At 70.8% G+C, this 12,224-nt stretch carries 8 protein-coding genes and 1 pseudogene; 3 read left to right on the top strand and 6 right to left on the bottom strand.

From position 1 onward, the window contains the following. Positions 1 to 2: 2 nt before the first annotated feature. Together A5696_RS25380 and A5696_RS25375 are read right to left on the bottom strand one after the other, a co-directional pair. Positions 3 to 1,472: an aldehyde dehydrogenase gene (locus A5696_RS25380; RefSeq protein ID WP_067883756.1), complete on the bottom strand. Its 1,470-nt coding sequence runs from the start codon at positions 1,470 to 1,472 to the stop codon at positions 3 to 5. 94 nt (positions 1,473 to 1,566) lie between these two features. After that, the gene (locus A5696_RS25375) at positions 1,567 to 2,334 is read right to left on the bottom strand and encodes a class I SAM-dependent methyltransferase (RefSeq protein ID WP_067883755.1); all 768 of its coding nucleotides are present in this window, start codon (positions 2,332 to 2,334) and stop codon (positions 1,567 to 1,569) included. Positions 2,335 to 2,518: 184 nt separating this feature from the next. Between A5696_RS25375 and A5696_RS25370 the strand changes: the two genes are divergently transcribed. Next, a complete protein-coding gene (locus A5696_RS25370; RefSeq protein WP_067883753.1) occupies positions 2,519 to 3,673 on the top strand; it encodes a glycosyltransferase family 4 protein in 1,155 nt (384 codons plus the stop codon). Here the strand turns inward: A5696_RS25370 and A5696_RS25365 are convergent. After that, on the bottom strand, positions 3,657 to 5,342 hold the full coding sequence (locus tag A5696_RS25365) for a hypothetical protein (RefSeq protein WP_067884210.1): 1,686 nt from the start codon (positions 5,340 to 5,342) through the stop codon (positions 3,657 to 3,659). The two genes, A5696_RS25370 and A5696_RS25365, sit on opposite strands and share 17 nt — an antisense overlap. Positions 5,343 to 5,346: 4 nt before the next feature. Beyond that, positions 5,347 to 6,645, bottom strand: coding sequence for a DUF3068 domain-containing protein (locus A5696_RS25360; RefSeq protein WP_067883751.1), 1,299 nt, complete (start codon positions 6,643 to 6,645; stop codon positions 5,347 to 5,349). A gap of 99 nt (positions 6,646 to 6,744) precedes the next feature. Between A5696_RS25360 and A5696_RS25355 the strand changes: the two are divergent. Next, positions 6,745 to 7,942: pseudogene (locus A5696_RS25355) on the top strand (acyltransferase family protein). On the opposite strand, the gene A5696_RS25350 reads toward A5696_RS25355, so the two are convergent. Both A5696_RS25350 and A5696_RS25345 read right to left on the bottom strand, forming a co-directional pair. Beyond that, positions 7,908 to 9,389, bottom strand: coding sequence for an AMP-binding protein (locus tag A5696_RS25350; protein WP_067883747.1), 1,482 nt, complete (start codon positions 9,387 to 9,389; stop codon positions 7,908 to 7,910). The pseudogene A5696_RS25355 and the gene A5696_RS25350 sit on opposite strands and share 35 nt — an antisense overlap. Beyond that, a complete protein-coding gene (locus tag A5696_RS25345; protein WP_067883744.1) occupies positions 9,382 to 10,362 on the bottom strand; it encodes a phosphotriesterase in 981 nt (326 codons plus the stop codon). Before A5696_RS25345 ends, A5696_RS25350 begins: the two co-directional genes overlap by 8 nt. Before the next feature lie 92 nt (positions 10,363 to 10,454). Between A5696_RS25345 and A5696_RS25340 the strand changes: the two genes are divergently transcribed. Beyond that, the gene (locus A5696_RS25340; protein ID WP_067884207.1) at positions 10,455 to 12,164 is read left to right on the top strand and encodes an acyl-CoA dehydrogenase; all 1,710 of its coding nucleotides are present in this window, start codon (positions 10,455 to 10,457) and stop codon (positions 12,162 to 12,164) included. The last annotated feature ends 60 nt before the right edge of the window (positions 12,165 to 12,224 follow it).

Genomic DNA, 12,224 nt, shown 5'->3' with positions numbered 1-12,224 from the left:
CGTCAGCTGTCGGCCGTGTATCCCATCGGCATCAGCACGCTCTTCTGCTGCGTGAAGTGCTCGACGCCCTCGGGCCCGTTCTCCCGGCCGATGCCGGAGTTCTTGTAGCCGCCGAACGGGCAGCACGGGTCGAAGGCGTACCAGTTGATCGCGTAGGTCCCGGTGCGGATCTTTTCCGCGATCTCGATGCCGCGCGGCACGTCGGCGGTCCACACGCTGCCGGCGAGCCCGTACGCCGAGTCGTTGGCGATCTTGATCGCGTCGTCCTCGGTGTCGTAGGGGATGATGCTCAGCACCGGCCCGAAGATCTCCTCCTGGGCGATCGTCATCTTGTTGTCGACGTCGGCGAAAACCGTTGGCTGCACGAAGAACCCGTTGTCCAGGCCCTCGGGGCGGCCGCCGCCGCACACCAGCCGGGCGCCCTCCTCGATGCCCTTGGCGATGTAGCCCTCGACGCGGGCGCGCTGCTTCTCCGAGATCAGCGACCCGATCTGGGCGGCCGGGTCCGACGGCAGGCCCACCGGCAGCGCCTGCATGAAACCGCCTACCGCATCGACGATTTCGTCGTACCTCGAGCGTGGCGCCAGGATGCGGGTCTGGGCCACGCAGGCCTGCCCGGTGTTCATGATCCCGGAGAACACCAGCATCGGGATCGAGGCGGCCAGGTCGACGTCGTCGAGGATGATGGCCGCCGATTTCCCGCCGAGCTCCAAGGTGCACGGCTTGAGCATCTCCGCGGCGCGCCGGCCGATCTCCTTGCCGACGGCCGAGCTGCCGGTGAAGGAGAAGAGGTCGACGTCGGGGTTGGAGGTCAGCGCCTGTCCGGTCTCGATGCCGCCGGGCACCACCGACAGCACGCCGTCCGGCAGCCCGGCCTCGGCGAAGGCCTCCGCCAAAAGGTTTGCGCTCAAAGGTGTTTCGGCGGCCGGCTTGAGCACGACGGTGCAGCCGGCCAGCAGCGCCGGGCCCAGCTTGTTGACCGCCAAGAACAGCGGCACGTTCCACGCCACGATCGCGCCCACCACGCCGACCGGCTCTCGATAGACGATGCTCTGGCCGTAGCCGCCGTTGCGGATCTCTTTCCACTTGACCTGGTCGACCGCCGGGCCGGCGAAGAAGTTCAGCGCGCCGATCGAGCTCATCCAGTGCATCGTTTCGATGCCGGTCGGCGGCTGACCCGTCTCGCCCGCAAGGATCTGGGTGAACTGGTCCTTGCGCTCCTCCATCAACTTCAGCGCGTTGGCGATGACGGCCGCGCGCTCCTTCGGCGGCGTGGTGGGCCAGGGCCCGTTGTCGAACGCGGCGCGCGCCGCCGCGACGGCGGCGTCGACGTCGGCCGCCGCGGCCAGGGGCGTCTTGCCGACGTACTCGCCGGTGGCCGGGCAGTGCACCTCGATGACTTCGGAGGTCGACGGTTCCGCCCACTTGCCGCCGATGAAAAGTTTGTCGTATTCGGTCTTGACGTCGGGCATCTGCGCCGCTCCTCCTCATTGCTCCGCGCTGCATCGTCGCCGGCGCGCATGGCGCCACCCTACCGAAGCCGACGCAAAACGAGAACACGTTTCATTACCGGGGTGCGAGCACCAGCACGAGATTGCTCACCAGGAACTCGCGCAGCCCCGGCGCGGACGTCAGCCACCACGCCCATCGCGGGTGGTAGCGGGGAAATGCCGCGATGAGCGCGCCCGTGTTCGCCGCCCAGTCCAGGCCGTCGGCCGCCGACACCGCGAACAACGACGACCCGTAGTTGTTTTTGGCCGGACGACCGTGCCTGCGGGCGTAGCGCTCGGCGGCGCGGTCGCCGCCGAGGTAGTGGCTCAGGCCCATCTCGTGGCCGCCGAACGGGCCGAGCCACACGGTGTAGGAGAGCACCGCGAGCCCGCCCGGCCTGGTCACCCGCAGCATCTCGCCGCCGAGCTGCCAGGGGCGCGGCACGTGCTCGGCCACGTTGGACGACAGGCAGATGTCCACGGAGTCGTCGGCGAACGGCAGCGCCATCCCCGAAGCCCGGACGAACGCGCCCGGCCCGCGCGCCAAAGCCGGCCCCGCCGCGTGCATCTCGCTCGGATCGGGTTCCACGCCGAGGTAGCGGACACCGGCCCCGGCGAAGGCCGCCGCGAAATACCCCGGGCCGCCGCCGACGTCGAGCAGCGTGCGGCCCGCCGGCGGTTCGCCGTGGCGGCCCCGCCACAGGTCGCCGACCATCGCGGCGGTGTCGGCGGCCAGCGCCGCATAAAAGCGCGCCGGGTCGGACCGCTCGTGGCGGAACTCCGACAGCAGCCGCAGCGACCGGCGAAGCGTCGCCCGCCGCGCGAAGAGGTCGGTCACTCCCACCCAGGGCTCCCCACGACCCGCCGGTCGCGTTGGCCACACACACCACACGAGTCTCTGTGCCCGGAGACAGGTCGCTGTGAGGTGGACACGAACAACATCCTTCCAGCCAGGCGCGGATGTGACGGATGGGGCAACGCCGGGCGTGACCGCGGCGCGCATCGTCACCGGGCTACGCTGGCCGGTAATGTCTGCTCTCCGCTCCGTCCTGCTGCTGTGCTGGCGCGACACCGGGCACCCGCAGGGCGGCGGCAGCGAAGCGTATCTGCAGCGGGTCGGGGCGCAGCTGGCCGCGTCGGGGGTCGCCGTCACGCTCCGCACCGCCCGCTATCCGGGCGCGGCCCGGCGCGAAGTGGTCGACGGGGTGCGGATCGACCGCGCCGGGGGCCGGTACTCGGTATACGTGTGGGCGCTGCTGGCCATGGGCCTGGCGCGGCTCGGTCTGGGGCCGCTGCGCCGCGCGCGTCCCGACGTCGTCGTCGACACCCAGAACGGACTGCCGTTCCTCGCCCGGCTGGTGTACGGCCGCCGGGTCGCGGTGCTGGTGCATCACTGCCATCGCGAGCAGTGGCCGGTGGCGGGGCCCCTGCTCGGCCGGATCGGCTGGTTCGTCGAGTCGTGGCTGTCGCCGCGGCTGAACCGGCGCAACCAGTACGTGACGGTGTCGCTGCCGTCGGCCCGCGATCTGGTGGCGCTGGGTGTGGCCCACGAGCGGATCGCCGTGGTGCGCAACGGCCTCGACGAGGCGCCCCCGCAATCGCTGCCCGGGCCGCGCTCGGCGGCGCCGCGGGTGGCCGTGCTGTCTCGGCTGGTGCCGCACAAGCAGATCGAGGACGCGCTCGAGGCCGTCGCGGCGCTGCGGCCGCGCCTGCCGGGTCTGCATCTCGACATCGTCGGCGACGGCTGGTGGCGGCAGCGGCTCGTCGACCACGCGCAACGGCTCGGCATGACGGGGGCGGTGACCTTCCACGGCCACGTCGACGACCTCACCAAACACCATGTGCTGCAAAGCTCCTGGGTGCACGTGCTGCCGTCGCGCAAGGAGGGTTGGGGGCTGGCGGTCGTCGAGGCGGCCCAGCACGCGGTGCCCACGATCGGCTACCGCTCGTCGGGCGGCCTGGCCGACTCGATCGTCGACGGGGTGACCGGGATGCTGGTGGACAGCCGCGCCGAACTGACGGACCGCCTCGAGCAGCTGCTGTCCGACCCGGTGCTGCGCGACCAACTCGGCGCCAAGGCGCAGGCGCGCAGCGGCGAGTTCTCCTGGACGCAGAGCGCCGAGGCGATGCGTGGCGTGCTCGAAGCCGTTCGGGCCGGCGAGTTCGTCAGCGGCGTCGTCTGACCCGGGAGAGCCCCGCGCCGGCGGCCGAGCCGATCAGCACGGCCAGCCAGGCCAGGTGCGCGATCAGTGCCGCGGTGCGCCGGGCGGGCGGGACGCCGGCGGTGTCGCCGCCGATCCGATACAGCGCGAACTCGTTGTCGCGGTAGACCGGCGTCAGCGCACCGAGGGTGCGCGGGGCCGCGCCCAGGTCGCCGGCGCTGTCCGATTCGACGACGAGCCATCCGATGCCGGCCGGGGCCAGCGCGGCGGGATCGGGCCCCGTCAGGAGCAGGTCCTGCACGGCGCGGGCGCGATTGCCCTCCCCGGGCACGACGACCCCGGAGATGGCCAGGTCCCCGGTGCTCAGCACGTCGGCGCGCAGCCAGCGGGGCAGCGGGTCCAGCACCGGCGCCGGGCCCGACCACGAGAACCGCCGCATGGTGCCGGCGGGCAGCACCGCGACCGTCCGCGGATCCGAGTTGATCGCCGCCGCCACCGCCGCCCACCCGGGCGGGTAGCGCACCGGCGAGACCTTGCCCCACACGCCCCACGCCAGGTCGGGCAACGCCAGGATCAGCGCCAGGCAGCAGACCAGCGCCGCCACCGGGGGTCGCAACCACCGTCGCAGCGTCACCACGGCGCCGGCGCCCGCCAGGGCGTACCCCGGCACCGCGAGCGCCACCCACTTCTGCCCGTCGCGCAGCACACCGAAGCCCGGCGACGCGTCCACCAGCGCCGCCAGCGCGTGCCGGCCCGGGCCGGTCGCCAAGACGGCCGGCAACACCACCGACATCGCCGCCAGCGCCAGCAGCGGCACCGCCGCGCGGCGGCGCGCCGCCACCGGCAACCCGGCCGCCACCACCGCCAGCAGCACCACGGCCGACGACACCGCGAAAAGCGTTGCCCGCGAGGAAGGTACGGCCTCGCCGTTCCAGATGCCGCCGAGGCTGGCCAGGCTGCCGAGGGTGCCCAGGCCGGGCTCGGCCCGCGGCGCGAACGCGGTCACCCCGGGCGCGGCGTCGGGGGCGGATGGCGAACCCGTCGCCGCCGCGGTCAGCCAGGGCGCCGCGACCACCAGCGCGACGCCCGAAGCCACCGCGGCGCACAGCCACCGGGGACGGCCCGCGCCCGGTGCGGCCACGCAGACGAGCGCCACCGCCGCGGCGAGCAACAGGCCGGTCGGGGTGAGCCCGGCGAGCGCGATCCAGAACGCCGGCGCGAACCAGCCCGACCCCGAGTCCCGCAGCCGCAGCATCGCCGCCGCGACCCAGGGCAGGCAGCCGTAGCCCACCAGCAGGCTCCAGTGACCCTGCAGGAGCCGTTCGGCCACATACGGATTCCAGATGGCCAGCGTGGTGGCGACGAACTCGCCCGGCGCGCCGGCGCAGGGCAGCGCCGCGGCGACCAGCCGGGCGGCGCCCCAGCCCGCCAGCCACAACCCCGCCACCAGCAGCGCCTTCACCACGACCCCGCCGTCGACCAGGCGCGAAGCCAGCGCCACCGCGAAGTCCTGGGGCGTCGCGCGCGGCGCCGCCGTCAGCCCCAGGGCGGTGTCGGACAGGTACGACCGCGGCGTCGACACCGCGTCGCGCAGGAGCGGGTACCCGGGCGCCAGGAGCGGGGAGACCACCAGGAGCGCCAGCAACAGCGCGTACCCCGGTCGGGCCCAGCGCGCGGTGAGCGCTTCCAGGGAGCTAGGCCCGTTCGGTCGGCCCGGGGGCTTCGGACGGCCCCGGCTCGGGCGGCCCCGGCTCGGGCGGCTCGTCGGCCTCCAGGGTCGGCGGGTCAGCACCTGGCGACTCCGGATCCGCGGCCGGGCGTTGCGTGGGCAGCTTCTCGGTCTCCGCCTCGGCGCCGGGCACCGGTTTCTCGGGGCCGGTGCGTCCGAAGAACTCCTGATCGGAGCGGTCCAGCCCGGGGTCGGTCAGTGCGCTCTCGGTGCGCAGGCTGAAGGCGGCGAGCACCCCGCCACCGATCAGCGCGATCAGGCCGACCGCGGTGAACGTGATCGGCAGCACCCGCGACCACAGCGCCAGCCGGTCCCGCTCATCGCGCGCGGCGTTGACCTGCGCCTCGATGGTGTCCTCGTTCGAGGTGACCTTGTAATCGGCGAGCGTCAGCTCCGGCTTGAGCGGATCGCGGGCGAAGTAGTGGTTGGCGTGCTCGGTCTCCTTGACGATGGTGCCGGAGACCGGGTCCACCCAAAAGGTCCGCTGCGCCGCGTAGTAACGGGTCATGGTGATCTGCTCGTTCGGGTCGCCGCCCTGCACGCCCCACATCGCGGCGGAAGCGGTGAACTTGGAGTCCGTCGTCTGGTCGGCGTACAGCGTCGGGTACGCCACCGGGGCCACCAGCTTGCCGTCGGCGTTGTAGCCGACGTTCTGGGTGAACTTGTAGGTGGTCAGCCCGTTGACGTCTTCCTGGTTGTCGTAGTTGACGTCGAACGGCTTCTGCGCGATCGGGTCGAAGTAGGGGTACGTCTTCTTCTCGGTGTGGAACGGGAACCGGTAGGACAACCCGTCGTGGCGGAGCGGCATCGCGGTGGGCGGGCTCTCGTCATTGACGGTGCGCGGCTTCTGCACGGAGCCGCCGGGGTGGGTGTCGTCGGAGACGGCCATCGCCGTCTTGCGGTTGAGCGTGACGGTGTCGACGATCGCGAGCAGCAGGCCGCTGTCTTTCTGCTTGTCGGTGCGCCGGACCGAGGTGCCGACCTGCAGCGTGACGACGTCGGCGTTGGCCGGGTTTTCAACGCTGACCTGCTGCTGGGACACCAGCGGCACGTTCTGGTTGACGACGAGGTGGTCGCTGGACAGCGAGGCGGCGTCCAGCGCGGTTCCGTTGCCGTCGCTGATCAGCGTGGCGTCGATGTCAAGCGGGATCTTGGTGATCCTGCTGCTGGTGTACGTCGACAGCAGCAGCGCCGCGATCAGCAGGGCGGCCCCGAGCCCGATGATCGCGCATGCGGCGTATCGCAACATGACTGGTCGGTTCACGTTGCTGCGCCCTCCTTGTGGTCCCCAAACCCGTTCGACCCTAACAGCAGAATTTAAGGCCCCGGCTTACCAACCCTGCAGCCCCGCGCCGAATACCCGATTCGCCGGCCACCACACGACAGGCACACTTGTGATCGTGACCGATGGCCAGCGGGTGGGTGGGATCCGCAGCTTCCTGCCCGCCGTGGAGGGGATGCGCGCGTGCGCGGCGATGGGCGTCGTCGTCACGCACGTCGCCTTCCAGACGGGCCACTCCACCGGCGTCGCCGGCCGGCTGTTCGGGCGCTTCGACCTGGCGGTGGCGGTGTTCTTCGCGCTGTCGGGGTTCCTGCTGTGGCGCGGGCACGCCGCCGCGGCACGGGGATTGGCGCCGCGTCCGCGTACCGGGCATTACCTGCGCTCGCGGGCCGTCCGCATCATGCCGGCCTATGTGGCGGCGGTCGTGGTGATCCTGACCCTGCTGCCCGATTCGGATCACGCCAGCCCGACGGTGTGGTTGGCCAACCTCACGCTCACCCAGATCTATGTGCCGCTCACCCTGACCGGTGGCCTGACACAGATGTGGAGCCTTTCCGTCGAGGTCAGCTTCTACCTGGCGTTGCCGGTGCTGGCGTTGCTGGCCCGTCGCCTGCCGGCGGCGGCCCGGGTGCCGGCGATCGCGGCGCTGGCCGCCCTCAGCCTCGCCTGGGCCTGGGTGCCGCTCGACAGCGGGACGTGGAACAACCCGCTGGACTGGCCGCCGGCGTTCTTCTCGTGGTTCGCCGCGGGCATGCTGCTGGCGGAATGGGTGCACAGCGGAATCGGACTGCCGCACCGCCTGGCGCGACATCGCGTGCTGATGGCCGCGATCGCGGTGGCCGCCTACCTGGTCGCGGCCTCCCCGCTGGCGGGCCCGGCGGGCCTGGCGGTCGGCAGCGCCGCGCAGTTCGCGGTCAAGACGGCGATGGGCGCGCTGGTGGCCTTCGCGCTCGTCGCCCCGCTGGTGCTGGACCGGCCGGACACCCCGCACCGGGTGCTGGGGAGCACGACGATGGTGACGTTGGGGCGCTGGTCGTACGGCCTGTTCATCTGGCACCTGGCGGCGCTGGACATGGTGTTCCCGGTGCTGGGCATCTTCGCCTTCACCGGCCGGATGCCCTCGGTGCTGGCGCTGACGCTGGTCTTCGGCTGGGCGATCGCCGCCGTCAGCTACGGCCTGGTCGAGTCGCCCTGCCGGGAGGCGCTGCGCCGCTGGGAGAAGCGCGGCACCGACACCAGCCAGGTCACAGACGCTGAGGCGGACGCAATCGCGCCATGACGTCCTCGCGCACCGCCGATCGCCGCGCCTTGCCGGCGTCGTCCCGCAGCGGGGTGTCGACGAACTCGACGGTGTGCGGGACCTTGTATGACGAGATCCGTTCGCGCAGAAAGCTTTTCACGCCTTCGGCGTCCAGCGTGGAGCCCTCGGCCGCGTGCACCAGGGCGTAGGGCACCTGGCCCAGGTCGCCGGCGTTCGGGTCGGGTACGCCGACGACGAGGCAGGACAGCACCTCCGGGTGCGCCGACAGCGCGTTCTCGATCTCGGCGGGGTAGACGTTGCGGCCGCCGACGGTGAACATGTCGACCCGGCGGTCCGACAGGTACAGGAACCCGTCGGAGTCGAAGTAGCCGAGGTCGCCCAGCGAGTCCCAGCCGTCGCGGCTCTTCGCCTCCACGCCGATGTAGCGGTACGTCGGCGCGCTGCCGGGCGATGGGCGCATGTAGATCTCGCCCACCACCCCGGGCGGGCAGGGATTGCCGCCGTCATCGAGCACCTTCATCTCCCCGGCGACCACCACCCCGACCGAGCCGCGGTGGCTCAGCCACTGATCACCGGAGATGAAGGTCAGCGCCTGTAATTCGGTGCCGCCGTAGAGCTCCCAGACCACCTCGGGGCCGAGCAGCTCGATCCACGCCTCCTTGATGGCCGGCGGGCACGGCGCGCCCATGTGCCAGAACCGCCGCAGCGACGACAGGTCGTACGAATCGGGGTCCGCGTGGTAGACGGGCAGCGAGCGCTGCATGATCGTCGGCACCGTCGTCAGGAACGTGACGCGGTGGTCGGTGATCAGCCGCAGGAACCGGTGCGGGTCGAACCGGCTCATCACCACCAGGTGGTGGCGCATCAGCAGCGCCAGCGTCGCGGTGGTGAAACCGGTGTTGTGCGACAACGGGATCGGCACCAGCGTCGTGTCGCCCTCCTGCGCGCCCAGCGGGTAGCCGATGGCGGCCGGGATGCGGCTGTCGCCGCCGGACTCGATGAGCTTGGGCCGACCGGTGCTGCCACCCGAGCCCATCGCCTTCCACACCGGCGAGACCGCCTCGGGCAACCCGGCGTCGGACAGCGCCGGGTCTGGCGTGAAACCCGCTGGGACGCTTGGTATTCCGGCGTACTCGCGGCCCACCAGCAACGCGGGGGGACGCAACTCCAGCAGCCCCCGCAACTCCGCGTCCGGCAACCGCGCCGACAGCGGCTGGGGCACCGCGCCCAGCTTCCAGCACGCCACCGCCGCCTGGATCCACTCGACGGAGTTGGGCAGCACCATGGTCACGTAGTCGCCGACGCCGACGCCGCGGTCGGCGTACGCGCGGGCCAGCCGGTTCGTGGAGCGGTCGAGTTCGGCGCGGGTGAGGGTCACGCGATCGCAGGTGACCGCCGGCTCGTCGGGGGCGAGGGCGGCCAGCGCCGAAATCTGTGAACCGATGGGTGCAACCGGTTCACTCATAAGCGCCCTGCCGCTCGAAGATGCGCCGCGGGTTGTCGACCAGCATGGTGTGCAGCTGCTCGTCGGTGACCCCGCGCTCCTTGAGGGCGGGGATCACGTCGTTGTGGATGTGCAGGTAATGCCAGTTCGGCATCACCTGCGGCACCAGCTCCTCGGGCAGCGCGTCGAAGTAGCAGTTGGCGTCGTGCGAGAGCACCATCTTGTCGGCGTGCCCGCGCTCGCACATCTGCGCCACGATGTTCACCCGGTCCTCGAATGGCGCGATCGCATCGATGCCGAACCGGTCCATCCCGAGGTAGGAGCCGGCGGCGATGAGCTCCTCGAGGTAGCCGACGTCGGTGGTGTCGCCGGAGTGGCCGATGACCACCCGGCTCAGGTCGACGCCCTCGGATTCGAAGATGCGTTGCTGCTCGAGCCCGCGCCGCAGCCCGGCGTGGGTGTGCGTGGAGATCGGCACCCCGGTGCGCTTGTGCGCTTGCGCGACCGCGCGCAGCACCCGCTCCACGCCGGGGGTGACGCCGGGCTCGTCGGTGGCGCACTTGAGGATCCCGGCCTTGACGCCCGTGTCGGCGATGCCTTCCTCGATGTCGCGGACGAACATGTCGGTCATGATCTCCGGACCGCCCAGTTGCCCGCCCGGGCCGAGGTAGTGGAAGTAGAACGGCACGTCGTTGTAGGTGTAAAGCCCGGTCGCCACAACGATATTCAGCTCGGTGGCGGCGGCGACCCGCGCGATGCGCGGAATGTAGCGGCCCAGCCCGATCACGGTGAGGTCGACGATGGTGTCCACCCCGCGCGACTTCAGCTCGTTGAGCCGGTCGATGGCGTCGGCCACCCGCTGTTCCTCGTCGCCCCACGCTTCGGGATAGTTCTGCGCGATCTCGGTGGTCATGATGAACACGTGCTCGTGCATCAGCGTCACGCCGAGATCGGCGGTATCGATGGGGCCGCGGGCGGTATTGAGTTCTGACACGTGATCGACTCTAGGTCGACTCGGTGCCCGACCGACAGAGGTGTTTTGTCCGGTGCGTTCCCGCGGCGGCGCCGGTGCAGTACGGTCACCGCATGTTGCTCAACCCCAATCACTTGCAACGCCGCTACCCGGACCGCCGCTCCGGGGAGATCATGGCCGCGACGGTGGACTTCTTCGAGTCCCGCGGCAAGGCGCGGTTGAAGTCCGACGACCACAACCGCGTCTGGTACTCCGACTTCCTCGACCACATCGGGCGCGAGCGCATCTTCGCCTCCCTGCTGACGCCGGCGGAATACGGCGCGGACGATTGCCGCTGGGACACCTACCGGCTCAGCGAGTTCGCCGAGATCGTCGGCTTCTACGGCCTGAGCTACTGGTATCCGTTCCAGGTCACCGCGCTGGGCCTGGGCCCGATCTGGATGAGCGGCAACGAGGACGCCAAGCGCAAGGCCGCGGCCCAGCTGGAGGCCGGCGAGGTGTTCGCCTTCGGGCTGTCGGAGCAGACGCACGGCGCCGACGTCTACCAGACCGACATGATCCTGACGCCCAGCGAGCACGGCTGGGTCGCCAATGGCGAGAAGTACTACATCGGCAACGCCAACGTGGCGCGGATGGTCTCCACCTTCGGCAAGATCGCCGGCACTTCAGGTGGGGAAGACGAATACGTCTTCTTCGCCGCCGACTCCCAGCACGACCGTTACGAGCTGATCAAGAACGTGGTCAACTCGCAGAACTTCGTCGCCAACTACGCGCTGCGCGACTACCCCGTCACCGAGGCCGACATCCTGCACCGCGGTCCCGACGCCTTCCACGCCGCCCTCAACACCGTCAACGTCTGCAAGTACAACCTGGGCTGGGGCGCGGTCGGCATGTGCACCCACGCCATGTACGAGGCGGTCACCCACGCGGCCAACCGCTACCTCTACGGGACCGTGGTCACCGACTTCTCGCACGTGCGGCGGCTGCTCACCGACGCCTACGTGCGCCTGATCGCGATGAAACTGGTCGCCACCCGCGCCTGCGACTACATGCGCAGCGCCTCGGCCGCCGACCGCCGCTACCTGCTCTACAGCCCGCTGACCAAGGCCAAGATCACCAGCGAGGGCGAGCGGGTCATCACCGCGTTGTGGGATGTGATCGCCGCCAAGGGAGTTGAGAAGGACACCTTCTTCGAGGCCGTCACCCGCGAGATCGGGCTGCTGCCGCGGCTGGAGGGCACCGTCCACATCAACATCGGGCTGCTCGGCAAGTTCATGCCCAACTTCCTGTTCGCCCCCGACGCCGAACTGCCCGTCATCGCGCGCCGCGACGACGCCGCCGACGACACGTTCCTGTTCGCCCAGGGGCCCACCGGGGGGCTGGGCAAGGTGCGGTTCTCCGACTGGCGCGCGCCGTTCGACAGCTTCGCCCGCCTGCCCAACGTCGCGCTGTTGCGCGAGCAGGTCGATGTGCTCACCGAGATGCTGGCCAGCGCCACCCCGGATGCCGTGCAGCAGAAGGACATTGACTTCGCCTTTGCCGTCGGCCAGCTGTTCGCGACCGTGCCGTATGCGCAGCTCATACTCGAGGAGGCCCCGCTGTCCGGGGTGGACGACGCCCTGATCGACGCGATCTTCGCCGTGTTGGTGCGGGACTTCAACGCCTACGCCGTCGAACTGAGCGACAAGCCCGCGACGACGGACGAACAGGCCCGGCTGGCGATGCGGATGATCCGGCGCCCCGCCCACGACCCCGCGCGCTACGACCAGATCTGGAAGGAACACGTGCTCCCGATCAACGGCGCGTACGCCATGCGGCCCTGACACCGCTTGACTGTGACGTGGCTCACCGTAGAATGACCGGTGGTCATCGACGCTAGGAGG

Origin of the sequence: Mycobacterium sp. E2699 (assembly GCF_001666745.1) — a bacterium.
In the GTDB taxonomy this organism is placed as follows: domain Bacteria; phylum Actinomycetota; class Actinomycetes; order Mycobacteriales; family Mycobacteriaceae; genus Mycobacterium.
The sequence above is the reverse complement of the archived record's forward strand: the minus strand, read 5'-3'. Positions and strand labels throughout refer to the sequence as shown.

Coding starts and splice junctions, on each gene's coding strand:
- A5696_RS25380 (WP_067883756.1), bottom strand. CDS start 1,472: ATGCCCGACGTCAAGACCGAATACGACAAACTTTTCATCGGCGGCAAG.
- A5696_RS25370 (WP_067883753.1), top strand. CDS start 2,519: ATGTCTGCTCTCCGCTCCGTCCTGCTGCTGTGCTGGCGCGACACCGGG.
- A5696_RS25350 (WP_067883747.1), bottom strand. CDS start 9,389: ATGAGTGAACCGGTTGCACCCATCGGTTCACAGATTTCGGCGCTGGCC.
- A5696_RS25340 (WP_067884207.1), top strand. CDS start 10,455: ATGTTGCTCAACCCCAATCACTTGCAACGCCGCTACCCGGACCGCCGC.